We start from the raw sequence: 22931 nt of genomic DNA, 5'->3' as shown, positions 1-22931 counted from the left end.
TTTCGCTTCGTCTCCGGCTCTCACAGTCCCCCAACCCCGGAGGAGTACACGCATGTCTCAGCGCTCGTCCAGATCCGCCTGGCGCAAGGCCACTCAGATCGCCGTGACGGTCGCCGCCGCCACCACACTGGCAGCCGTCGGGCCGGCGACCGCCCACGCGGACGGGACGGACCCGGCCACCGACGAGATCGTCATCGGTACGGAGCCGCCGGCGGAGCCGGAGGAGGAAGTCGTCGATGTGCCCGAGGGGCAGGTGGATCAGGAGCCGGCGACGGAACCTGAGGTACCGCTGCCGGGCAAGCCTCCCGGCGACAAGCCCGACGCGGAGCACTGCGGCGGCACCACGAACGTCTACACCCCGCAGACCAAGGGCAAGCAGTACCACAAGGGCGTCGGGGCGACTCAGTCCAACTACAACGGCACCCCCCGCACCGCCAAGTCGACCTTCACCTCCGAGGTGACCGGCACGGTCGGCGTCAGTGTCACGGGTGGTCTCACGGTCAGTGTCAAGGCGATGCTCGCCAAGATCGAGGGGAAGTACGACGTCAACCTGTCGGCCTCGCTGACCGCCAAGCTCGGCAACAAGATCAGCGTCAGCACCCCGGCGAAGAGGACGACGAACGCCAAGTACGGCGTGTACCGGCTCAAGAACACCGGCGTCAGCTACACCATCTACAGCAACTGCCGGACCTCGCCGAAGAAGACGATCACCAGCTATTCGCCGATGAAGGTGGGCTGGTACTTGTGGGAGAGCTGAGTTCGCGAACTCCTCGCCGGGCCGCCGTCCTCGCGGTGGTCGCCCTTGCGATGGCGGTGAGCGGCGCCTGTACTCGGGACGGCTCCGGGCAGGAGACGGCGCCTGCGGCCACGGCTCACAAGAGCACGCCCTCCGAGGAGTCCTCCAAGCCCACGGACCGGGCCGAGCACATCGAGGGCGAGACCGTGACCGAAGCGCCCAAGGTCGTCGACGGTGAGCTGATCACGTCGGTGAAGGACGCACGCGGCAACCGGACCGTGCCGTTGGAGGGCGGGGTGCGGAGCGGCCCGGTGTCCATCGCCGTGAACTGCCAGGGCGAGGGCACACTGAAGGTGGAACTGCGGCCCGTGGGGCTGGACTTCCCCCTGGAGTGTGTCGACGGTGAGGTAAGCAGCACCTACAACCAGATCGCCCTGAAGAAGGCGCGCGAAGACGCGGTGCTTCAGGTGACGGCCGGCTCCGGGGTCCGTTGGGCGCTGTCCGTCGGGCAGTGAGCGTGGCGCCGGCGAGAAGAGGCCCCGCGCCGGCAGTAGGGCGGGGCAGGTGAGGGGCGGGTGCCGCAGGGGAGCACCCGCCCCTCATCATGTGGCGGGGACAGGCGTCAGCCGGTCACCTTCTCGATGACGACCGTGCCCAGGCCCGCCGCGCTGCCGCGGGCGTTGACCAGCTTGACCTCGCCGAAGAACTGACGGCCCGCCGGACCGGCCGCCTTGACCAGCACGTCGGCGGTGACCTTGGCGGAGGCGCCGGCGGGCAGCGAGACCTTGCCGCCGGGGGCGACGTTCACCGAGCCCAGGGCTGAGGTGAAGTAGACGTCCTGGTAGGCGTACGTCGTCGAACCGGACGGCACGCTGTAGCCCTCCACCCGGATCGTGTACGTACCGGCGGCGGGCTTGTCCAGACGGACGGACTCCTCCGAGTCGCCGTCGGCGGACTGACCGACCGTCACGCCGTCCTTGACCACCGCCAGATCGAGGTCTGCTCCCTGGTCGGAGACCTTGCCGATGGAGACGTCCAGTCGCTCCGCGCCCGCGGGCACCTCGACGGTCGTCGTCCGCACCTGCTGGTGACCGATGCTCGGCGTGTCGAGCACGGCGGAACCCAGCGAGCCGCCCTCCAGCTTGCCCTCCAGAGCCGCGAAGTCGTTGCTCACGGTCCACGTGGCGGCGACCGGCGTGCCGGGCTTCACTTCGGCAATCCTGGTCACCGCCGGATCGAAGGCGGTACCGAGCACCGACACGTCCAGCTTGAAGGGGTTGTCGAGGTCGGGGGAGGTACGCCGCGACTCGATCTCGACCTCCCAGACGCCGGGCAGCGGGTCGGTGTAGGTCCGCAGGTCGGGACGGCAGGTGTTGGGGTCGGAAGGCAGCGAGTAGTGCGGGTAGCAGTAGATCGTCGCCGAGTCCTCGACGGGCAGCCCCGCCGGCTGCAGGGAGATGAAGCGCGTCTGGCTCTTCTCCTTCAGACCGCTCAGCGCCACCTCCAGTGTCTTCGCACCCTGGGGGACCGTGATGAAGTAGGACACGCTGTTGTTGCGCTGCACCGAGGAGGCGGCGCTGAAGGAGTGCGAAGGCTTCGCCAGGGGGTGTGCCGCGACCACGGTGGCGAGCATCTGGTGGTCCACGCCCTCGGTACGCTCGTCATCCACCTGCAGGATGGCGCTGTGCAGGCCCGCGGTCTTCGCCCGGGCCTGGACCTTGACGGTGACCGGCTTGTTCAGCGGCAGCACGACGTCGTCGCCGCCGAGAAGCCGGAAGGTGCCGTCGTTGTTCTCCCACTCCAGCTCGTGCCGCAGCGGGCGGTCGGGACCGGTGGTACGGGTGACGGTCACCTCGTACGTCTTCTTCTGACCGGCCTTGAGGCCGCCCTCACGGTCGTAGAGTCCGGTGCCGAAGCCGGGCTCCTTCAGGGACTGGTCGAGCGCGGTGTCGACCGGGGCCCTCACCGTGTAGCTGTGGGCGGTGGCGCCGTCTTTGATGGCGTCCCAGGCCTGCACGATGCGGATCAGACCGGCACCCTGCTCATGGGCCTGCTCACCCTTGATCTGACGGGCCGTGCTGGTCAGCGCGGTGCGGAGGGCGAGCGGGGACAGATCGATCTTCCGCTGCTTGGCGGCGGACAGGAGCAGCGCGCTGGCGCCGGCGGCCTGCGGGGAGGACATCGAGGTGCCCTGGAGCATGCCGTAGCCGGGCGGCAGGGAGTAGCCGGCCTCAGCGACCGGGGCGCCCGGCGCCCACGTCTGAATGGTGTTGACGGCCGCACCCGGCGCCGTGAGGGTCGGCGCGAAGCCGCCGTCCTCGCGGGGGCCTCGCGAGGAGAACGGCATCATCGCGTACTTCTTCTCCACCACCGAGCCGTAGTTGGCGGCCCAGGTCTCCTTGGAGGCGGAGGCACCGACGGAGATGACCTTGTCGGCGAGGGCGGGGTCGCCGATGGTGTTGGTGCCCGGCCCGGAGTTGCCGGCGGAGATCACCAGCTGAACGCCGTACTCGTCGATGAGCCGCGTGTAGAGGCGGGCACGGGCGTTGTTGCCGTCGTTCAGTGGCGGCAGGCCGCCGATGGACATGTTGACGATGTCGACGCCACGCTTGGTGACGAGGTCGATCATGCCTTCGGTGAGGGCGATGTTGGTGCAGCCACCGGTCCAGTTGCAGGCACGGGAGGAGACGAGCTTCGCGCCGGGTGCGGCGCCGTTCATCTTCCCGCCGAACAGGCTGCGGGCGGCAGCGATACCGGCGACGTGGGTGCCGTGCCGGCCGGTGATGACGCCGATGCTGACGTAGTCCGCCTTGTCGCCGGCCGGGTTGTAGGCGACGTCCTTGCGGATCTCGATCACGAAGGGGATGCGTTCGGCGACCGCCGTGTTCGGGTCATCCGTGCCGAAGTAGCCGATCTGGAAGCCGTCCTTGTACGGCTTCATCGCCTCGTCGTCGGTGAAGTCACCGTCGTTGTCGAGGTCAACCCGGACCGTGCTCGCGGCCTGGTCGTAGAGCACGCCCCAGACGTCCGTCTTGTCGCCGTCCCGGTTCAGGTCACCGGCCACGTCGCCGCCCGCGGCCGCCGACTCCGCGAAGGTCCGGAACTGGAAGGAGCCCGCGGGCGCCTTCCAGGTGCGGCCGGCGGCGGTGAACACCGGACCGGTCACCGAGCCGGTCATCTGAAGCCACGTTCCGTCCCGGTCGGAGACCGGGTCGGTGGCCGTGACCCAGTCGACGATCTTTCTGTCGCCGGTGGTGGTCTTCTGCAGTGCGGGGTGGGCGATGTCAACACCGGAGTCCAGGATGCCGATGGTCACCCCGCGTCCGTCGTACTTCGGGTGGTCCTGGACGAAGGAGACGGCACCGGTCTCGAACGACGGGTTGTACGGGTTGGTGGCCGGCGTGTTCTTGTCAGGTGCCGCGTACCCCGCTCCCTCAGCCATGGTCCCGCCGGAGTTCGCTCCCGCCGGTACCGGGTCGTCCAGCTCGATCTCTTCCTTGAGGTCGATCGCCTGCACGGAGGAGAGCTTCTGCGCCGACTCGATGGTCTTGTCGGCCTTGCTGATGGGGACGGTGACGCGGACGTAACCGAGCCGGTCGTCGGTCTTGCCGATCAGCGAACTGCCCACCGCGTCCAGCTGCCCGGCGATCTGCTCGGTCTTCCCGGGCGCGGTGGCGATCATCATCGTGACGGTCTTGTCGCCGTCGGCCTTGGCCTCCGCGAGCAGGTCCGCGTCGTCCGAACCGAGCTTGGCGTGCGCGGACTTGACGCTCGGCTCGGCCGGGGCGTCAGCGCCCGGGCCGTCGGCGGAGAACGCCATGGGGATCGGCCCGGCCGCGGAGAGCGCGGCGACGAGACCGGCGGCCACGGCGATGCGTGCCACACGTCTCGGGCCCGATATCTGATCGCGCGGGGTGGGAGGGGTCATCGGCATCCCTTGTAGGTAAAGGAACGAGCGGGAAGCGACCTGGGCCCGATCGGTCCTGGTCGCAGATGGTCCGAACGGGAAGCCCGGACGATCGCACAGCCTTACCCAAGGTGAAGTCCTTTGGGGAGCGTTGACCGAAACGAGATGGATGTATGGGGAAAACCCGCGATGCGATTTGTGGACATCAGTCCCGAAGGTGGCGAAGAAATCGGTTAACGTCCCGGAGTGCGACAGAAGTTGAGGGTGGCGGCCTACGCCATATGCGTCCGGGACGGACAGATCCTGCTCGCCCGCTCGCCCGCCTGGGACGGCACGCTCGAGTGGGTCGTGCCGGGCGGCGGCATGGAGCACGGTGAGGATCCTTACGACACCGTCCGGCGGGAGGTGGAGGAGGAGACGGGGTACCGCATCGAGGTGACCGGGCTGCTCGGCGTGGACTCCTCCCACCGCGTCTTCCGCAACGGCTTCGGACCCGCCGTCGACCATCACGGCGTCCGGCTCGTCTACGAGGGCCGGATCACCGGCGGCGAACTGCGCAACGAGGTGAACGGCTCGACCGACCTCGCCGCCTGGCACGACCTGGACGCGGTCCCCGGGCTGGTGCGGATCTCGATGGTCGACATCGCGCTGCGGATGTGGCGCGAACGCCCGGCCACCGGACGCCTGGCCGACCGGCAGAACTAGGTGCAGTACCCCGGAAGGTGAACGCCGCGTGACCTGCTCCGGGACGTATCCGGAGCAGGCGGCGACGCGCAGGGTAGTCCAAGATCCACGTTCGGTGATCGGCGCTGCGCGTTGCCGCCTCGTTTACGCGCAGGTCATTCCCGTTGCCAACGATCCAGTACGAGCGGGGTGTTCACGTCGTGAAGGCCCCGCGACCACTGCCGACGCGTTCGCACTCGGGGAGAGAAGCGCATGTCGCGCACACGCTCAGTCGCCGGCTCCGGCCAGGGCATCCACCGTCGTTCCGTCCTCGCCGCCACCGGCGCGGTCGCCCTCTCCGCGGGCGTCGGCTACGCCCTGCGGCCCAGCGACAGCCAGGCCGCCACCGCCCAGGAGAGCACCACCGCCGTGGCCGCGTCCTCGCGCCGGGCGCCGGCCGCACCACTCGCCCCCTACACCAAGGGCACCACCGTGGCGTCCGTCGCCGCCCCGCGCGGCGGCTCCGGCTACCGGCGCCTGGGCGACGGACCCGGCTGGCAGCGGGTCGTCCGCTCCGACCTGGCCGCGCCCAAGCCCGGCCGTGCCGGGCGCCGTACCGCGCTCGCCGCGTTCGTGCAGCTCACCGATCTGCACATCATCGACGCCCAGCACCCGCTGCGCCTGGAGTACCTGCGCTCGGCCGACATCCATGCCTGGCGGCCGCACGAGGCGCTGACCGTGCAGGGCGCGATCGCGCTCGTGGAGCGGATCAACGCGCTGCGCGGCGCCCCCGTCACCGGCGCCCCGCTGCACTTCGCCATGACCACCGGCGACAACACGGACAACAACGCCAAGTCCGAGCTGGACTGGTTCATGAAGATCATGAGCGGCGGGCGCATCACCCCCAACACCGGTGACCCGCGCCGCTACGAGGGCGTCCAGAACAGCGGCCTCAAGCAGTACTGGCAGCCCGACGCCGCCGTCCGCGACAGCGACAAGCAGGCCGGCTTCCCTCACCTCGACGGTTTCCTGAAGGCCGCGATCCGCGAGGTGCGCAGTCCCGGCCTCAACCTGCCCTGGTACTCGACCGTGGGCAACCACGACTCCCTGCCGATGGGCTGCTACGCCTCGCACGGCGACTCCTACCTCACCGAACTCGCCGTCGGCGGCAAGAAGCTGATGAACGTGTCCGCGGCCGAGGCGCAGCAGTTGCAGGCGCAGATCAAGAAGGCCCGCGACCCCCGGGGCGTCCGGTACCACGACTTCCTGAAGTCCCACGCCCGCTCCATGCGTTCGGTCACCCCCGACGAGAGGCGCGCCCCCTTCACACCGGCCGAGTACGTCGAGGCGCACCTGGACCCGGCCCATCGCGGCCTCGGCCCGGCCGGACACGGCTACTCCTCCGCCAACCTGGACGCGGGCACCCAGTACTACGCCTTCCGTATCTCCGACGACGTGATCGGTATCAGCCTGGACACCACCGACTCCGGCGGCCACTACGAGGGGTCCATCGGCACGGCCCAGCTGAAGTGGCTGGACAAGACACTGCGGGACAACAAGGACTCCTACGCGGTGATCTTCAGCCACCACACCAGCAAGACGATGACGAACCTCCGCAGCGACCCGGCGAGGCCGAACGAGCGCCGCCACGACGGCCAGGAGGTCCTCGCCCTGCTCGGCGGCCACCGCAGGGTGCTCGCCTGGGTGAACGGCCACATCCACAAGAACGTCATCACCCCGCACGCCCTGGCGAGCGGCGGCTCCTTCTGGGAGATCTCCACGGCCTCCCACGTCGACTTCCCACAGCTCGCCCGGATCATCGAGCTGACCGACAACAAGGACGGCACGATCTCTGTCTTCACCACCCTCGTCGAGTCCTCGGCCCCGCACAGCACGGACTTCTCCGACCTCTCCCAGACCGGCCTCGCCGCGCTCTACCGCGAGCTGTCCCTCAACGCCCCAGGCGCGAGCACGACCCTGGGCGGCGACCCGAACGACCGCAACACCGAACTGGTGCTCAAGAAGGGCTGAAGCCCTCGCCACCCGGGACCGGTGTTCTCCCCGCTCGGGGCCCCCACAGACGCCCGGACGACGGAGCGTAGTAGAGGCTGAGTCGGCGGCGGGGCGCGGGTGAGGACGTGCCGGGCCGCTCCGGCCGCTGCTCGGCGGAGGCAGTACGGAGCGTCGGAGTCGCCGGTGCCCGCGGTCTCGGGGCACTCGCCGCTGAAGTAGCAGTACGTACCGTCCATCGCGGCGACTCCGTCATGAGCGGGTTTTACGCGGGTTTCCCTGAGACGCTGCAGAATCTCATCGATCAGCAGGTGGCCCGCCGCGCGAAGTTCCTCGCCGCGCAGAAGGCGGAAAGGGGTAGTCGCACATGATCCTTATGGGCGCGTTGCTCGTCGTGAGCGGGGTCACTGCGGCGGTGGGCGTCGTAGTGATCTTCATGCTGCTGAGCCATCCGCCGCCTCTGCCGGAACTCTGTGCGCTCATCGCCCTGATCCTCCTTTCCCTTTCGGTGGCGCTGTACTGCTGCGGCTGGTTCTCGGTCAGCTTGGGTGGACCCTTTCCCGAACTGTGCAAGAGCGAGAACGACGCCGGAGCCGAACTGGCAGCGATCAGGCAGCAGTACTGGCCCCTTCGCAGTGCCTGCCTGTACTCCGACGGCTCCACCGTGGAGTACGTCTCGAGGTCGATCAACTTGGTCGTGTGCCTGTTGGCGGGTGTCGGCCTCGTCTCGGCCGGCACCTCCGTGTTCCTGCGCAAGCGTGTCGGACCAGATCCCGGAGCTACTTAGGGCAGGTCATCGGGTACAGCGACGCTCTGCACGTGAAGGCGGTGGCCTGATCACGGGCACGGGCACAGGTGGCCGGGACGACCTTTCCCGGCCACCTGCGCGGCCCCTTCCGAGGTCGTCGGCAGACCCGCCCCCTGCGTGTCCGAGTACATCGACGTGCCGGCGGCTCCCCCCCCAACGGGCCCGCCCCCGCCCGTCCCTACCGGGGCAGCACCACCACGAACGCCGCCGGTTCGCGGTCGGCCGAGGCCATCAGGGCTGTGCGGATCACCGTCGCCTGCTGCTCCGGGGAGTCGCGGAGCTTCCTCGGCGTGATGTGGACGACCGTGATCCCCAGTCGCTCCAAGTGCTCGCGCTTGCGGGCGTACTCCGACCACACGGCGTCGTCGTCCTGCCGGGGCGCCCGGGTGTCGAGTTCCACCGCCACCGCCTGGTCGGGCCAGTACGCGTCGAGGCCGCCGAGATAGGGGCCGCCGGGCAGGCGCAGGTCGACGTTCCAGACCGGGTCGGGCAGGCCGTACTCGGCGATCATGCGGTACAGGCGGTCCTCCGCGCGGGCACGGCCCTCGGCGAGCAGGGACTCCACCGCGTCCACGACGTGCGGACGGCTCAGCAGCCGGGCCTGGTTCAGCTCGCGGACCACCGCCGTCGGGTCGCAGTGGGCGCCGCGGACCGCCTCCGTGAGCAGCCGGCGCACGGCGACGGCGTCGGCGAGTCCGGCCACCGCGTCGGCCAGCGCGCGGGCCACCGGTGCCACCGGCACCCCCGTGACCTGTTCGGGGTCGGGCATGACGGGCGTGCGGACGATGCGCGCGCAGCCCGTGGAGCGCAGCCGTCGCAGCCGCGGGACCAGGACGTCGATCGCGTCCAGGGACGGCAGCGGGGGAGTGGAGGAGAAGCCGTGCAGCGTCAGCGCCGCCAGGCCGGTGATCATGACCTCGGGGTAGGCGGGGGCGTGCGGCCGGCTCGCACCGGGCTGGGCGGGCACCCCCGTGCCGCGCTCCCGCGCCGCGTACATGAGCACCGCGTGCAGCCGCTCCTCGCTGGTCGGCGGGCCCGGGTGGAGCAGGACGACGCCCGGCAGGAGCTGCTGCCAGGGGCCGCCCGCACGGCACTGCTCGTTCGTCTCGGCCGTGGAGACACCGTGCGCGCGGAGCTGGGCCGTCGTCAGCACGCGGGGGCGGCCACCGCCCGACAGGTCGTGCAGGGGGCGGGGGGAGAGCGGGGCGTTGTGGGTCATGACCCGCAATTTCCCGCGTTCCGACCCTCCTTGAACCGCTGTTACAGGTCCGTCGACAAATACGGACAACCCGGCACTAAAGGACGAGTGTTCGGATGCCGAAAGCCCCTGGTCCGTTCGGGTGCGGGCCAGGGGTTACGGCTCAGAGGGCACTCGTCTCGTAACGAAGGCGGAACGCCCCGATCTCAGGCCAAAGCTACTGGTCAGCGGCCTCGTCGCACGCCTGTCCACGCAACGCGCGTGCCAGATCGTCACGGGATTCCAGTACCAGCCGACGCAGTGCCGGGGCCGCCTCCTTGTGGGCGTCCAGCCACGCGTCCGTGGCGTGAAGCGTCTCCTGGGACTGCTGGAGCGACGGGAACAGTCCCTGCACCACGTGCATGCCGATCTGGATCGACCGCTCGGCCCACACCCGCTCGATCGCCGCGAAGTACTTCCCGGCGTACGGCGCGATCAGCTCCCGCTGCGAGCCCTGGGAGAAGCCCGCGATGGTCGCCTCGACCATGGCGTTGGACAGCGCGTCCGACTCCACGACCTGCGCCCAGGCCTGCGCCTTGACCGCCTCGGACGGGCGGGCGGCCAGGCAGCGCACCTGGTGGCGCTTGCCGGAGGCCGTGTCGTCCCTGGCCAGCTCCTCGGCCAGCGCCTTCTCGTCCACCACCCCGTGCGCGGCCAGCGGCTCCAGGAACACCCAGCGCAGCTCCTGGTCCAGGTCGAGGCCCTCGACCGTCGCCGTGCCCGCGAGCAGGTCCCGCAGCAGCTCGAAGTCGGCCTCTGTGGTGGCCGTCCGGGCGAAGAAGCGCGCCCAGGCCAGCTGGTGCTCGCTGCCCGGCCCGGCCGCGTACAGCTCGCGCCGGGCGCCCTCGGCGAGCAGCGCGGCGGCCGTCTCGCGCCGGGCGGGCGCCGTGTAGTGCGTGACCGCCGACTCCGCCCACGCGTGCAGCATCTGCACGACGCCGATCTCGGACTCGCGCCCGCCGAAGCGCAGCACCAGGTCCACGAAGTCCCGCGCGGGGAGCAGGGCGTCACGCGTCATGTTCCACAGCGCCGACCAGCACAGGGCGCGCGCGAGCGGGTCGGTGACCGCGCCGAGGTGCTCGCGCAGGGTCGCCAGCGAGGTTTCGTCGAAGCGGATCTTGCAGTAGGTCAGGTCGTCGTCGTTGACCAGGACCAGATCGGGCGCCTCGGCCCCGGCGAGTTCCGCCACGATCGTCCGCGCGCCGTCGACGTCCGTCTCGACGCGCGCGTAGCGCTCCAGCGTGCCGCCGTCGGTCACCCGGTACAGGCCCACGGCCACCCGGTGCGGTCGCAGCTCCGGGTGCGACTCGGCCGCCTCCTGGACCACCGCCAGTTCCTCGACGCGGCCGTCCGCGCCCAGCAGTACCTGCGGGGTCAGCGAGTTCACCCCGGCCGTCTGCAGCCAGGACCGCGACCAGGCGCTCATGTCCCGGCCGCTGGTCTCCTCCAGCACCGACAGCAGGTCACCGAGGCGCGTGTTGCCGTAGGCGTGCCGCTTGAAGTAGCGCCGGGCGCCCTCCAGGAACGCCTCCTCGCCGACGTACGCCACGAGCTGCTTCAGCACCGACGCGCCCTTGGCGTACGTGATGCCGTCGAAGTTGAGCTTGGCGTCCTGCAGGTCGCGGATGTCCGCCGTGACCGGGTGCGTGGAGGGCAGCTGGTCGGCGCGGTAGGCCCACGCCTTGCGGCGGTTGGCGAAGGTGATCCAGCCGTTGACGAATCGGGTCGCGCCGACCAGGGAGAACTCGCCCATGAAGTCCGCGAAGGACTCCTTCAGCCACAGGTCGTCCCACCACTCCATGGTGACCAGGTCGCCGAACCACATGTGGGCCATCTCGTGCAGGATGACGTTGGCCCGGCCCTCGTAGGACGCCTGCGTCACCTTCCCGCGGAAGATGAACTCCTCCCGGAACGTCACCAGCCCCGGGTTCTCCATCGCGCCGAGGTTGTACTCGGGCACGAACGCCTGGTCGTACTTCCCGAACGGGTACGGGAAGTCGAAGTGGTCGTGGAAGAAGTCCAGGCCCTGCTTGGTGACCAGGAAGACGTCGTCGGAGTCGAAGTAGGGCGCGAGGCCCTTGCGGCACAGGGCGCCGAGCGGGATCTCCAGCGTCGTGCCGTCCTCGAACGTACGCGAGTAGGAGTCCGTCACGTAGTGGTACGGGCCCGCCACCACGCACGTGATGTACGTCGAGATCGGCTTGGTCTCGGCGAACCGCCACACGCCGTCGGCCTGCTCACCGGCCCCGTTGCTCCACACCGTCCAGCCCTCGGGGGCCCGCACCTCGAAGCGGTACGGGGCCTTGAGGTCGGGCTGCTCGAAGTTCGCGAAGACCCGGCGGGAGTCGGCCGGCTCGTACTGCGTGTACAGGTACACCTCGCCGTCCTCGGGGTCGACGAAGCGGTGCAGGCCCTCACCGGTGCGCGAGTAGGCGCACTGGGCGTCGACCACCAGCTCGTTGTCCGCGGCCAGGTCCTCCAGGGCGATCCGGGAGCCGTCGAAGACCTCTCCCGGGTCCAGATCACGGCCGTTGAGTGATACGGCCGTCACACTCGGCGCGATCAGGTCCGCGAAGGTGCTCGCCCCGGGCTCGTTGCAGCGGAAGCGGACCGTCGTGACGGAGCGGAAGGTGCGGGGCCCGTCCCCCTGGTCCTCACCGACCGCGGACCGCAGGTCGAGGGACACCTCGTACCCGTCGACGCTCAGCAGGGCGGCCCGCTCCCGGGCCTCGTCGCGGGACAGATTCTCACCGGGCACGGGCGGCACTCCTCGGATGTCGTGGGGTACGGCTGAACAGGACCGATCCTGCCACGCGCACCTGACACGGGGCAGCCGGGAATGAGGCGAGCAAGTACCGGCGTTGCGGGAGAAACGGTTGCCTTTCGAGGAGAGACATGTCGGACAAGACCCCCGTAGACTTCTGGTTCGACCCGCTGTGCCCCTGGGCCTGGATGACCTCCCGCTGGGTGCTGGAGGTGGAGAAGGTCCGGGACATCGAGGTCCGCTGGCATGTCATGAGCCTCGCCGTCCTGAACGAGGACAAGCTGGACGAGCTGCCCGAGGAGTACCGCGAACTGCTGGAGACCAAGGCGTGGGGCCCCGTCCGGGTCGTCATAGCGGCGCAGCAGGAGCACGGCAAAGAGGTCCTCGGTGACTTCTACACCGCGCTCGGTACCCGCATCCACAACCAGGCCGAGGGCCCCGGCAAGGAGACGGTCGCCGCCGCCCTGAAGGACGCGGGCCTGCCCGAGTCGCTCCTGGAGCACTGGGACTCCACCCCGTACGAGCCGGAGCTGCGCGCCTCCCACCAGGAGGGCATCGACAAGGTCGGCCAGGACGTCGGCACCCCGGTCATCGCCGTGCCCGGCCCCGACGGCGAGCAGATCGCCTTCTTCGGCCCGGTCGTCACCCCGGCCCCGCAGGGCGAGGAGGCCGGCCGCCTCTGGGACGGCACCCTCGCCGTGGCCTCGGTCCCCGGCTTCTACGAGATCAAGCGCACCCGCACCAAGGGCCCGGACTTCTCCAACCTGTAGGGCTCACTCGGCGGGGACGGCCTGGATCTTGAGTTCTTCCGGGAGCAGGCCGTCCTCACCGCGGTTGAGGTAGCGCTGGTACCACCGGCAGCCGGCGGCGGTGCAGCGCCACTAGTCGTCCACGAAGTGCCCGTGACCCTTCTCCGCCCGGACCGCCGCCCGCTCGGCGGCGTTGAACATCCGGAACTCCTGCATGGTGCCGCAGGTCCGGCACGCCCGGCTCACCGTCATCAGCTCCTCCTCGCGATCACCGCCAAGTCCGGGAAGTCGGTCACGACCGCATCGACCCCCATGCGGTAGTACAGCGTGTATTCGGCGAAAGCGTCCCCGAAATCGTTCGGTCCGCTCCCGCGCCGGAATTGCGCGGGAAGGAACTGGTTCTCCGCGCGGAAGGTGTACGGCCCGATCCGCAGCCCCGCCGCGTGCGCGTCCGCGACGAGAGTCGTGCCGGCGACGGAGGACTTGTCCGGCCCGATCCAGTCCGCGTACTCCGCGATCCCCGCCAGGCCCGCCGGCGTCATCATGTCCCGGTAGGTGGTCGAGGGCAGGTCGTACGGACCGCCCGTCGTCCCCAGCGCCTGCCACAGCGGCACACCCAGGCCCGTCATGCGCTTGAGGCTCGTCGGCTCGAAGGACTGCACGACACACTCGCGCCGGCCGAGCCGGTTGCGCCGGATCGCGGCCGCCAGCTTCGGCTCCAACGGCAGGCCGAGGGAGCGGAAGTACGTCGGGTGCTTGGTCTCCGGGAACACCGCGACGGTCCGGCCGTGCTCCCGCGACAGCCGCCGCGCCAGGTCGACGACCTCCTGGAAGGTCATGACCTCCGCGCGCCCGTCGAAGACGGTGTTGCGGTTGCGGACCGCGGGCAGCCGCTCCACAGCCCGCAGCGTCTTCAGCTCGGCCAGCGTGAAGTCCTCCGTGAACCAGCCGGTGACCGCCCGCCCGTCGACGGTCTTCGTCGTACGGCGGTCCGCGAACTCCGGGTGCCGGGCCACGTCGGTCGTCTGGGAGATCTCGTTCTCGTGCCGGACCACCAGCACATGGTCCTTCGTCGGCACCAGGTCCGGTTCGATCCAGTCGGCGCCCGTCTGCACGGCGTGCGTGTACGAGGGCGCCGTGTGTTCCGGGCGCCAGCCGGCCGCGCCGCGGTGACCGATGACGACCGGGCCGCCGCCCTTGCGGGGTTCGACCGCCGCCGAAGCGGCCGAAGCGGCCGTCGCGGCCGTGGCGGTCCCCGCGGCCGCCGCCAGCAGGAGGGATCTCCGTCCGAGCTGCATGCAACTCCCCTTCGTCGATGCCAGGTTCACTGACGGGCCCGGGCCCGGGCTCCGGCCAGCCGGTCCAGGTGCTCCTCGTAACCCCTCGCGTAGAAAGCCGCCCGCTCCGGGTCCGGCTCGACCACCGCCGTCGGTGTCGTCCACGCCCCCGCGTCCAGCGGCACCGCGTACCGTTCGGCGGCCGCCAGGACCGCGCCCCGCGCCCCCACCTCGCCCTCGACGACCCGCAGCGGCCGCCCGAGCACATCGGCCAGCAGCCGCATCCAGGCGGAGCTGCGGGTGCCGCCGCCGCAGACGGCCAGGTTCCCGGTGAGGCCCGCCGCCTCCAGGCAGTGCCGGGCCGCGTACCCGATGCCCTCGCAGGTGGCGCGGACCAGATCACCCCGGGTCGACTCCAGACAGACGCCCGTGAGCTCGGCGCGAAGACGCGGTTCGACGAAGGGAGCGCGTTCGCCGGAGGGCGCGAAGTACGGCAGCACCCGCACGCCGTGCGCCCCCGGCGGGGTCCCGGCCAGCAGGCCGTCCACCTCCTCGTGCCGTACTCCGGTCGTCGACAGCACCCAGTCCAGCGCCGCCGTGCCGACCATGGCGGGCATGGCGCGCAGCCAGTGCCCGGGCCGGTCCGTGGAGATGTACAGGCCGGCCGGTTCGCCGGTCAGGTCGAGATCGGTGGTGGCGACCAGACTGGCCAGACAGGTGCCGACGATCAGCAGACCGTCCCCGGGGGACGTCACTCCGGCTCCCAGCGCGCAGGCCGGCAGATCGTACGGCCCGTTCGCGATGCGCGTCCCCGACGGCAGGCCCTCGCCCCGCGTCTCGGCGGTCGCGACCGGGTCGCTGACCGGGGCGAGCAGACCCCGGCGGTGCGCCAGCCCCAGCAATTCGACGACCCGGTTGTCGTACGTCCTTGTCCGCGGGTCCAGGAACGGCATCGACGCGTCCGACACATCCGTCGTCGCAGCGGCTCCCGTCAGCCGCTGGAACACCATGTCCTTGCAGTACAGGGCGGCTTTCGCGGCGTCCAGCGCCTTCGGTTCACGACGGTCCAGCCAGGCCAGCAGCGGACCCGGGCAGCCGGGGAACATCGCGCTGCCCGTGCGCCGGAACACCGACTCGAACGTGCCGTCCGCCAGCCAGCCGTCGACCAGTTCGTGCGCCCGCCCGTCCATCCAGGAGGCGGCGGGGCGCACCGGCCGGCCCTCGCCGTCGACCAGCCACACCCCGTCGCCCTGCCCGGTGAGCCCGGCCAGCTCGACGGGCTCGTCCACGGCGGAGGTCAGCGCTTCGAGCACCTCGACGACCGCCCCGTACACCTCCTCCATGTCCTGCTCGACGACCCCGCCGTGCAGGTCCAGGCCCACCGGCCGGGATTCCACGGCCAGTTGGCGGCCCGTGGCGTCGAAGGCAGCCGCCTTGACCATGGACGTCCCCACATCGATACCGACGTACATGCGGCTCTCCTCCCGGTCCTCAGGTCAGACAGTGCGCGAGCGGCTCCCCGCGCACCCAGCGGCCCACCTCTTCGGCGGCGATCCGGGCGGCCTTCTCCGCGACCGCCCGTGACGCCCCGCCCAAGTGGGGGGTGAGGACCACGCGGTCGGCGAGTCCCAGCAGCCGGGACCGCGCCGGCAGCGGCTCCCGCTCGTAGGTGTCCAGTGCCGCCGCCGACACCCGCCCGCTCTCCAGCGCGTCGCACAGCGCGCCCTCGTCCAGCAGCGGGCCCCGGGCCACGTTCACCACCACCGCGCCGGACGGCAGCAGCCCCAGCTCCCGGGCGCCGATCAGCCCCCGTGTCTCGGGGGTGAGCCGGGCGTGCAGGGTGATCACCCGGGAGCGGCCCAGGAGGTCGTCCAGCGAGGTGACGCGCAGACCGTGGATCTCGCCGTGCACGTACGGGTCGTGCACCATCACCCGCGCCCCGAACGCGCACAGCACCCGCGCGACCCGGCTGCCGACGGCCCCGTACCCGACCAGCCCGACGGGCAGGTCCTCCAGTTCCAGTCCGCTCCGCTCGTACGTGTAGTACGTCGCGCCCTCCCAGCTGCCCCTCCCGGCGAGCGGTTCGTGGGCCTGGGGGATGCGGCGCAGGGCCGCCAGCATCATGCCGACGGTGAACTCGGCGGTGGCGGCGGCGTTGCGGCCCGGCGCGAAACACACCCGTACGTCACGGTTCCTCGCCGCGTCCAGGTTGACGTTGACCGGTCCGCCCCGGCAGACCACGACCAGCCTCAGATCCGGGCAGGCGGCGAGGACCTTCTCGGTGACCGGGCCCATCTGCGTGACCAGGACCTCCGCCCCGGCCAGCGCCTCGATCATCGCGTCCTCGGCGTCACTGGCCTCCTGCACCTCGGCGACCGGCCCGAACGGCTCCAGCGGCCAGCCGAGCCGCAGTTCAGTCACGTCGGCCCGCTCCACCTCGTGCTCCACCGCCCGCGTGATCAGCGAGGGCAGGACGAAGTGGTCACCGGCGGCCACGACACGCACGCTGTTCCGTTCGGTCATCGCAGTGAGGCTCCTGTCTCGGCGTCGAAGACATGGGTGTGCCGGGGGTCGGCGGCGACCCGGACCCGTTCGTCGTGGGCGAGCCGCACCTCGGGGTCGGTGAGGACGACCAGATGCCGTTCGACCCCGTCCAGGGCGAGGGTCGCCAGGCCCGACTCCAGAAGCGGCTCGTGTGCGACGACCCGGGCGGGCAGGCCGCCCTCGGCTGTGAGCCGGACGTCCTCGGGGCGCACCCCGACCACCACCTCCCGCCCACGGTCCACCGGCACGGGCAGCGCGATGCGCACGGAGTCGGAGAGGCGGGCGTGCCCGTCGCCCCCGGCGATGCCGGGCAACAGGGTGATCGCGGGCTCGCCGACGAAGTCCGCGACGAACACGTTGGCCGGGCTGTCGTAGATCTCGTAGGGGGTTCCGAGCTGCTGGATGACGCCGTCCTTCATCACGGCGATCCGGTCGGCGAGGGAGAGGGCCTCCTCCTGGTCGTGGGTGACCAGGATCGTGGTATGGCCCAGGTCCTTCTGGATGCGCTTGAGTTCACGGCGGGTGGTGTCGCGCTGGGCCGCGTCCAGGTGGGAGAGGGGCTCGTCGAGGAGCAGCACGTCGGGTTCGCGGATCAGGGCCCGGGCCAGGGAGACGCGCTGCTTCTGGCCGCTGGAGAGGCCGGCCGGGCGGGCACCGAGGAGGTCGGTCAGACCGACCCGCTCGGCGATCTCCTTCACCCTGCGCTCGACGTCCCCCCTGGAGCCCCGGGCTGCCCTGCGCCGGGCCTTCAGGCCGAACGCCAGGTTCTCCGCGACCGACAGCGGCGGATACAGCGCGTAGTTCTCGAAGGCCACCCCGATGTTCCGCTCCTGCGCGGGCCGCTCCACGACCGACGCGCCGCCGACGAGGATGTCCCCGCCGGTGACGGACTCCAGACCGGCGATCATCCGTAAGGTGGTCGACTTGCCGCAGCCGGACGGTCCGAGCAGCCCGAGCAGCTCCCCGGAGCGGAGGCTCAGGTCGATCCCGCGGACGGCGTCCACCCCTGGCCGCCCGCGCGACCGATAGGTCTTCCTCAGCTCACGTAGTTCCAGTCCCGTCATGGCCGCCCTTCATCGCGCAAACCTCGTAACGGACCTTGTGTTCGTCCAGATCCCGCAGTGCCTCCGGCGTCGCCCCGTCGTCCACGAGGACCGTGTCGAAGCGGGACAGCGGGACGACCCGGTGCAGGGCGACCCGGCCGAGCTTGGTGTGGTCGATCAGCAGGACGTTGCGTGCCGCGGCGTCGAGCATCGCCCGCTTCACCGACACGATGTGCTGCTCCTGGTGGTAGGCGTACCCCCCGTGCACGGCCGACGTCGACGCGAAGCACACGTCCACCCGCAGCTGCTCGACGGCCTCCACGCACGACACCCCGAGAAACGAGGAGTGCAGCGGGTCGTAGTCGCCGCCCAGCGCCATCAGGTGGATGCCCCGCTGGTCGGACAGCAGGTTGATGGCCTCCAGGAAGTTGGTCACGACCGTCAGCGGTGTCACCTCGGCCGTGCGCAGCCGCCTGGCTATCTCCAGGGTGGACGTGGAGTCGTCCAGCAGGATCGCCATCCCGGGCTCCACCATGCGCAGCGCGTGCTCGGCGACGGCGGCCTTCTCGGCCCGCATGGTCTTCAGCCGGTACTGCACGTTCGACTCGAAGACCCCCGACGGCTGCGCGGTCACCCCGCCCCGGAACTTCCGTACGATGCCCTGCCGTTCGAGCTCGTCGAGGTCCCGGTGGATGGTCATCAGGCTCACCCCGAACCGCTCGGCGAGCTCCGCCGCCGTCGCCGAACCGTCGGCCAGCACCTGCTCGGCCATGGCGGCCTGGCGCGCCGCGGGCCCCTGCTGTCCACCACTGCTGTTGCTGCTCATGACTCGGTCTCTATCCGTCGTCCCGGTCGCTCCGGCCGGTCGGCCTCGAACAGCAGCAGGTTCTCAGGCCGGACCACGAGCCGTACCGGATCGTCGGTGTGAAGGCGCGCCGCGTCCGCCCGGGGGGCCACCAGCGACACCCGCTGCTCCCCGGTCCCGAGCCGGACGGTGACCTCGACGGACCGGCCGAGCACCTCGGTGACGTACACGGTCCCGGTCACTTCGTGGCCCTCGCCGTGCAGGGCGATGTCCCGGGGCCGCAGACCGACCAGGACGTCCGTGCCGGGGGCGGCCCGCGATCGGACCGGCAGCTCGACCCCGCCGTCCGCGCGCACGCCGCTCTCCGTCACCACGCCCGGCAGCAGATTGATCCGGGGCCGGCCGAACGCCCGGGCGACCTCCGTGTCGTACGGCTCGTACCAGATCTCCTCCCGGGTGCCGGTCTGCACGATCCGGCCCTCCCGGATGACACCGATCCGGTCACCGAGCGCGAGTGCCTCGACGGAGTCATGGGTGACGTAGAGGGTGGTGGTGTGCTGCACGGCCCCGATCGCCTTCAGCTCGGCCCGCATCTGCTGACGGAGCTTGGCGTCCAGGTGGGACAGTGGCTCGTCGAGCAGGAAGGCCCGGGCCGGGCGGACCAGTACCCGGCCGAGCGCCACGCGCTGCCGCTGGCCGTTCGACAGCCGGCCCACGGGCCGGTCCAGCAGCGCGGAGATGCCGAGCAGTTCGGCGATCGCGCCGATCCGCTGCCGGGCCTCGGCGGCGGGCAGCCGGTGCCGGGGCGAGCGCAGCGGAGAGGCGAGGTTGTCGTAGGCCGAGCGGTGCGGGTAGAGGGCGTAGCTCTCGAAGCACATCGCCACGCCCCGGTCGTACGGCTCGACCCCCCGCATGTCCTCGCCGTCGAGCACGACCGTGCCGGAGTCGGGCTGTTCGAGTCCGGCGACGGTTTTCAGGGTGGTGGTCTTGCCCGCGCCGGACGGTCCGAGCAGGCAGAAGAACTCGCCTTCCCGCACGTCCAGTTCGAGCCCGTCGAGCGCGAGCGTCTTGCCGTACGCCTTGCTTATCCCGCTCAGCCGGATCAAGACTTCACCGCCCCGAACGACAGGCCCCGCACCAGGTACCGCTGGATCGTCAGCGCCAGCAGCAGCGGCGGTACGACCGACACCAGCGCCGCGGCGGCCGTGAGGTTGTACTTGGGCCGGTCCCCGCCGAGGAACGACAGGGCGCCCACGGTCACCGTCTGGGCCTCGTTGGAGGTGAGGATCAGCGGGAAGACGAAGTTGTTCCAGGCGAAGATGAACGCCAGCAGCGACACGGCCGCGATGCCCGGCTTGACCAGCGGGAGCGCCACCTTGAAGAACGCCTGCTTGCGGGTGTAGCCGTCCAGCAGGGCCGCCTGCTCCAGCTCCGGTGTCAGATCGGCGAAGTAGGACCGCATGATCCACACGACCAGCGGCAGCGTGACGAGTTGCAGCACCCACACCATGCCGACGTACGTGTCGAACAGCCCGAGCTTCTGGTACAGCACGAACAGCGGGATGATCACCGTCAGTTCGGGCGCGAAGCGGAACGACAGCAGCGTGAACATCAGGTTCTCGGAGCCCTTGAACCGCCAGCGGGCCGAGGCGTAGGCGGCCGGCAGCCCGACCACCAGCGACAGCACGACCGCCCCCACCGACACCACCAGGCTGTTGACGAAGAACCGCACGAACGGGATGCCCTCGCTGTCGCCGAGGACCGTGCGGTAGCCGTCGAGGGTGGGGGAGAAGGAGAAGTAGGTGGAGAACAGCTGGTCGGCCGGCTTCAGCGACAGGATCACCATCCAGGCGATCGGGAACAGCGCGAAGACGAAGTAGAGGATCAGGGCGGCGTCGCCCAGCCACCCCAGGACGCGTTTGTTCATGTGGTGACCTCCGCGGCCTTCCGCTGGATCTTCCCCAGGTGCTTCACCAGCACCATCGCGGCCAGGTACACCACGGCCCACAGCACGATCGTGTAGCTGATGCCGAAGGAATAGCGCTGGAAGCGGATGGCCTCCAGATACGCCCGGATCTGCAGGACGACGGTCGAGTCACCCGGCCCGCCCTCGGTCAGGGCGTAGATGATGTCGAACACCTTCAGCGAGTCCATGAACCGGAAGATCACCGCCACCAGTACGTACGGCCACAGCATCGGCAGGGTCAGGCGCCGGAAGGTGTACCACCACCCCGCGCCGTCCACGGCCGCCGCCTCGAACGGGGAGGTGGGCAGCGACCGCAGACCGGCCAGGGCGAGGATCGCCACGAACGGGGTGTAGACCCACACGTCGACGGCGATCGACGACAGCAGCGCACCCGTCGGGGTGTCGGTCCACTGCACGCCGCCCAGGCCGAAGGGCCTGAGCAGATGGTTGACGACCCCGACCGACGGCTGGAGCATCAGCTTCCAGATGATCGCCGCGATCACCGGGGCGATCATCAGCGGCAGGATCAGGATCTTCTCCAGGACCCGGCCGATGACCGTCGACCGGTGCAGCAGCAGGGCGACGGCCACCCCGAGCACGGTCTCGGCGACGGCAGCCCCGACCGCGTACAGCACCGTCACCCACGCCGAGTTCCAGAACGCCTCCTGGGAGAAGACCGTGGTGTAGTTCTCGAACCCCACCATGTCCGGCTGCGGTTTGCTCGCCGAGAAGTCGAACAGCGTGTAGTACAGCCCGAGGCCGAAGGGGTAGAGGATCCCGCAGGTCAGGAGCAGCGCCGGGACGATCAGGAAGTACGGGCGCAGGGTGAGCCGCCACCCCATCGCTCTAGCCCACCTTGCCGGCGAGGTCGTCCGCCAGCCCGTCCAGGACCGACTTCGCTCCCTTGCCGCCGTAGATCTCCTGGAGGGCCGCCGCCCAGCTGGTCGTCGCGTCGAAGAACTGGGCCTGCGGGGTGAACTGGATCTTCGTCTGGTCGACGACCGTCTCGAAGGTCTCCAGGAAGCCCGGCAGATGCCGCATCTTGTCCTTGTAGGCGGCGTCGTCGGCGACGGACTTGCGCACCGGGTCGATGTGGTTGTGCGTGATCGCGCTCTTGCGCAGGTGCTCCTTGCCGGTGGCCCACTGCAGGAACAGCCAGCTGGCGCTCTTCTTCTTGCTCTTGGCGTTCATGCCGAGCGACCAGATCCACATGTTGGTGGCGAGCGACCCGTCCGGCCCCTTCGGCCCGGGGTGGAAGGCGATCTTCCCGGAGGCGGGGCTGGCGCCCTTCACCGCCTGGAAGTAGGCGGCCGTGTCGGCGTCGAACAGCATCCCGGCCTTCTTCGCGCCGAGGTCGCTGGAGCACTGGTACCAGGTGTACGACGTCCAGGACGGCGGCCCGCCCCGCTTGACCATCCGCGCCCAGTCCTCCGTGAAGGCGACGGCCTCGGGGCTGTTCATGGCCGGGGTGAGCTTCCCGCCGTCGACCGTGAAGTCCCGCAGCCCGTTGCGGGCGTACATCGTCATGAAGCCCGGGTGGATGGTGGCCCAGCTGCGGGACCCGCGTACGGCGATCCCGTACATGCCGTCGAAGCCCGCGCCCGGCGCCCGCTGCTTGATGGTGCCGGCGAGTTCGGCCAGTTCGTCGAAGGAATCGGCGGGCTTCAGGCCGAGTTTCCGGAAGACCTCGGTGTTGTAGGCGACGACGTTCGTCTCCCAGCCCCACGGCAGGGCGTACTGCCCGCCCTTGCCGAGCGGCGCGCCCGCCTTGAGGGACCACTGGTCGGCCTGGAGCAGGTTCGGGAAGAAGTCCGCCTGGTCCCATTCGGCGCCCGTGGCCGAGGAGTTGCGCATCCAGGGGCCGAGGTCCTCGAGCCAGCCCGGCGGCCCGTACTGCCACACCATGTACGCGCCGAGCATGAAAACGTCGTAGGAGGCACGCCCGCTGGACAGGTCCACGGTGAGCTTGTCGAAGTAGTTGTCCTCGGGGAACACGTCGTACTCGACCTTGATGCCGGTCTCCTCGGTGAACGACTTCAGGTCGGCGATGAGGGCGTCGGTGTACGGGTGCTTGTTGAGCAGGGCCTTGACGGTGGTGCCCTTCTCCCGCTTCCAGTCGAAGGAACCGGTGACGTCGTCCGCCGCCGAGCCGTCGCTCTTGTCGTCGTTCCCGCCGAAACCGGCGCCACAGGCCGTGAGTAACGGGGCCGCCGCCGCCCCGGCGGCGAGGGCGAGGAAGCGTCGGCGGTCGTGCACGTGCGTGTCCATCCGTACCTCCGCGTGGAGCCTGGTTAACACGTCGAGTCGACTCGTTAACAGAGGGTGGAACGGCTGAAGTTGGGCGTCAATCCCTCGCGCACGGGAAAATATCGGGGCACAGTGAGAAGTTCACAGATCCGGCTGCGACGGCGTGGGAGGTTCC

The 22931-nt window shown here is 70.3% G+C and carries 18 protein-coding genes; 6 read left to right on the top strand and 12 right to left on the bottom strand.

Annotated elements, in window-relative coordinates; translation table 11 throughout:
* Positions 1 to 52 precede the first annotated feature (52 nt).
* Positions 53 to 757 (top strand): hypothetical protein, encoded by a 705-nt coding sequence (locus ACFY5B_RS04100; RefSeq protein ID WP_389964170.1) that lies wholly within the window; start codon positions 53 to 55, stop codon positions 755 to 757.
* The gene (locus ACFY5B_RS04095) at positions 745 to 1251 is read left to right on the top strand and encodes a hypothetical protein (RefSeq protein ID WP_389964167.1); all 507 of its coding nucleotides are present in this window, start codon (positions 745 to 747) and stop codon (positions 1249 to 1251) included. The genes ACFY5B_RS04100 and ACFY5B_RS04095 overlap by 13 nt, the downstream gene beginning before the upstream one ends.
* A gap of 107 nt (positions 1252 to 1358) precedes the next feature.
* On the opposite strand, the gene ACFY5B_RS04090 is transcribed toward ACFY5B_RS04095, so the two are convergent.
* A complete protein-coding gene (locus ACFY5B_RS04090) occupies positions 1359 to 4664 on the bottom strand; it encodes a S8 family serine peptidase (protein ID WP_389964164.1) in 3306 nt (1101 codons plus the stop codon).
* Between the two features lie 225 nt (positions 4665 to 4889).
* Here ACFY5B_RS04090 and ACFY5B_RS04085 point away from each other — a divergent pair, with 225 nt between their 5' ends.
* From ACFY5B_RS04085 to ACFY5B_RS04075, 3 genes are all read left to right on the top strand, one after another.
* Positions 4890 to 5348: an NUDIX hydrolase gene (locus ACFY5B_RS04085; RefSeq protein ID WP_389964162.1), complete on the top strand. Its 459-nt coding sequence runs from the start codon at positions 4890 to 4892 to the stop codon at positions 5346 to 5348.
* 231 nt (positions 5349 to 5579) lie between these two features.
* The gene (locus ACFY5B_RS04080) at positions 5580 to 7337 is read left to right on the top strand and encodes a TIGR03767 family metallophosphoesterase (protein ID WP_389964159.1); all 1758 of its coding nucleotides are present in this window, start codon (positions 5580 to 5582) and stop codon (positions 7335 to 7337) included.
* 346 nt (positions 7338 to 7683) lie between these two features.
* Positions 7684 to 8103, top strand: coding sequence for a hypothetical protein (locus ACFY5B_RS04075; RefSeq protein WP_389964156.1), 420 nt, complete (start codon positions 7684 to 7686; stop codon positions 8101 to 8103).
* 199 nt (positions 8104 to 8302) lie between these two features.
* Here ACFY5B_RS04075 and ACFY5B_RS04070 read toward each other — a convergent pair whose 3' ends face one another.
* Positions 8303 to 9343 carry a hypothetical protein gene (locus ACFY5B_RS04070; protein ID WP_389964153.1) on the bottom strand — a complete coding sequence of 347 codons (1041 nt, stop codon included), beginning with the start codon at positions 9341 to 9343 and terminating at the stop codon, positions 8303 to 8305.
* A gap of 196 nt (positions 9344 to 9539) precedes the next feature.
* Entirely contained in the window at positions 9540 to 12119 is a 2580-nt protein-coding gene (pepN, locus tag ACFY5B_RS04065; RefSeq protein ID WP_389964150.1) for an aminopeptidase N, read from the bottom strand.
* Positions 12120 to 12256: 137 nt separating this feature from the next.
* On the opposite strand from pepN, the gene ACFY5B_RS04060 reads away from it, so the two are divergent.
* Entirely contained in the window at positions 12257 to 12895 is a 639-nt protein-coding gene (locus tag ACFY5B_RS04060; protein ID WP_389964147.1) for a DsbA family protein, read from the top strand.
* A 230-nt stretch (positions 12896 to 13125) separates the two neighbouring features.
* On the opposite strand, the gene ACFY5B_RS04055 is transcribed toward ACFY5B_RS04060, so the two are convergent.
* The 9 genes from ACFY5B_RS04055 to ACFY5B_RS04015 are packed head-to-tail and all read right to left on the bottom strand — an operon-like array spanning position 13126 to position 22777.
* Positions 13126 to 14172, bottom strand: a complete 1047-nt coding sequence (locus ACFY5B_RS04055; protein WP_389964144.1) for a glycerophosphodiester phosphodiesterase family protein — start codon at positions 14170 to 14172, stop codon at positions 13126 to 13128.
* Positions 14173 to 14198: 26 nt separating this feature from the next.
* The gene (locus tag ACFY5B_RS04050; protein ID WP_389964141.1) at positions 14199 to 15623 is read right to left on the bottom strand and encodes an FGGY family carbohydrate kinase; all 1425 of its coding nucleotides are present in this window, start codon (positions 15621 to 15623) and stop codon (positions 14199 to 14201) included.
* 19 nt (positions 15624 to 15642) lie between these two features.
* Positions 15643 to 16674: a 2-hydroxyacid dehydrogenase gene (locus tag ACFY5B_RS04045; RefSeq protein WP_389964138.1), complete on the bottom strand. Its 1032-nt coding sequence runs from the start codon at positions 16672 to 16674 to the stop codon at positions 15643 to 15645.
* The gene (locus ACFY5B_RS04040) at positions 16671 to 17759 is read right to left on the bottom strand and encodes an ABC transporter ATP-binding protein (protein WP_389964134.1); all 1089 of its coding nucleotides are present in this window, start codon (positions 17757 to 17759) and stop codon (positions 16671 to 16673) included. The genes ACFY5B_RS04045 and ACFY5B_RS04040 overlap by 4 nt, the downstream gene beginning before the upstream one ends.
* Positions 17737 to 18564 (bottom strand): DeoR/GlpR family DNA-binding transcription regulator, encoded by an 828-nt coding sequence (locus tag ACFY5B_RS04035; protein ID WP_389964131.1) that lies wholly within the window; start codon positions 18562 to 18564, stop codon positions 17737 to 17739. The genes ACFY5B_RS04040 and ACFY5B_RS04035 overlap by 23 nt, the downstream gene beginning before the upstream one ends.
* Positions 18561 to 19649: an ABC transporter ATP-binding protein gene (locus tag ACFY5B_RS04030; RefSeq protein WP_389964128.1), complete on the bottom strand. Its 1089-nt coding sequence runs from the start codon at positions 19647 to 19649 to the stop codon at positions 18561 to 18563. The genes ACFY5B_RS04035 and ACFY5B_RS04030 overlap by 4 nt, the downstream gene beginning before the upstream one ends.
* Entirely contained in the window at positions 19646 to 20470 is an 825-nt protein-coding gene (locus tag ACFY5B_RS04025; RefSeq protein ID WP_389964126.1) for a carbohydrate ABC transporter permease, read from the bottom strand. Before ACFY5B_RS04025 ends, ACFY5B_RS04030 begins: the two co-directional genes overlap by 4 nt.
* Positions 20467 to 21351 carry a carbohydrate ABC transporter permease gene (locus tag ACFY5B_RS04020; protein WP_389964123.1) on the bottom strand — a complete coding sequence of 295 codons (885 nt, stop codon included), beginning with the start codon at positions 21349 to 21351 and terminating at the stop codon, positions 20467 to 20469. Before ACFY5B_RS04020 ends, ACFY5B_RS04025 begins: the two co-directional genes overlap by 4 nt.
* Before the next feature lie 4 nt (positions 21352 to 21355).
* Positions 21356 to 22777: an ABC transporter substrate-binding protein gene (locus ACFY5B_RS04015; protein WP_389964120.1), complete on the bottom strand. Its 1422-nt coding sequence runs from the start codon at positions 22775 to 22777 to the stop codon at positions 21356 to 21358.
* Between the last annotated feature and the right edge of the window lie 154 nt (positions 22778 to 22931).

This window comes from Streptomyces sp. NPDC013187 (assembly GCF_042899705.1).
GTDB lineage: Bacteria > Actinomycetota > Actinomycetes > Streptomycetales > Streptomycetaceae > Streptomyces > Streptomyces hawaiiensis_A.
Note: the sequence above shows the minus strand (reverse complement) of the source record. Positions and strands in the feature narration are given on the sequence as shown.

Excerpts from the sequence above, each read along its gene's own strand:
- ACFY5B_RS04100 (WP_389964170.1), top strand. The coding sequence starts at position 53 with ATGTCTCAGCGCTCGTCCAGATCCGCCTGGCGCAAGGCCACTCAGATC.
- ACFY5B_RS04090 (WP_389964164.1), bottom strand. The coding sequence starts at position 4,664 with ATGACCCCTCCCACCCCGCGCGATCAGATATCGGGCCCGAGACGTGTG.
- ACFY5B_RS04080 (WP_389964159.1), top strand. The coding sequence starts at position 5,580 with ATGTCGCGCACACGCTCAGTCGCCGGCTCCGGCCAGGGCATCCACCGT.
- ACFY5B_RS04075 (WP_389964156.1), top strand. The coding sequence starts at position 7,684 with ATGATCCTTATGGGCGCGTTGCTCGTCGTGAGCGGGGTCACTGCGGCG.
- ACFY5B_RS04070 (WP_389964153.1), bottom strand. The coding sequence starts at position 9,343 with ATGACCCACAACGCCCCGCTCTCCCCCCGCCCCCTGCACGACCTGTCG.
- ACFY5B_RS04060 (WP_389964147.1), top strand. The coding sequence starts at position 12,257 with ATGTCGGACAAGACCCCCGTAGACTTCTGGTTCGACCCGCTGTGCCCC.
- ACFY5B_RS04055 (WP_389964144.1), bottom strand. The coding sequence starts at position 14,172 with ATGCAGCTCGGACGGAGATCCCTCCTGCTGGCGGCGGCCGCGGGGACC.
- ACFY5B_RS04050 (WP_389964141.1), bottom strand. The coding sequence starts at position 15,623 with ATGTACGTCGGTATCGATGTGGGGACGTCCATGGTCAAGGCGGCTGCC.
- ACFY5B_RS04045 (WP_389964138.1), bottom strand. The coding sequence starts at position 16,674 with ATGACCGAACGGAACAGCGTGCGTGTCGTGGCCGCCGGTGACCACTTC.
- ACFY5B_RS04040 (WP_389964134.1), bottom strand. The coding sequence starts at position 17,759 with ATGACGGGACTGGAACTACGTGAGCTGAGGAAGACCTATCGGTCGCGC.
- ACFY5B_RS04035 (WP_389964131.1), bottom strand. The coding sequence starts at position 18,564 with ATGAGCAGCAACAGCAGTGGTGGACAGCAGGGGCCCGCGGCGCGCCAG.
- ACFY5B_RS04025 (WP_389964126.1), bottom strand. The coding sequence starts at position 20,470 with ATGAACAAACGCGTCCTGGGGTGGCTGGGCGACGCCGCCCTGATCCTC.
- ACFY5B_RS04020 (WP_389964123.1), bottom strand. The coding sequence starts at position 21,351 with ATGGGGTGGCGGCTCACCCTGCGCCCGTACTTCCTGATCGTCCCGGCG.
- ACFY5B_RS04015 (WP_389964120.1), bottom strand. The coding sequence starts at position 22,777 with ATGGACACGCACGTGCACGACCGCCGACGCTTCCTCGCCCTCGCCGCC.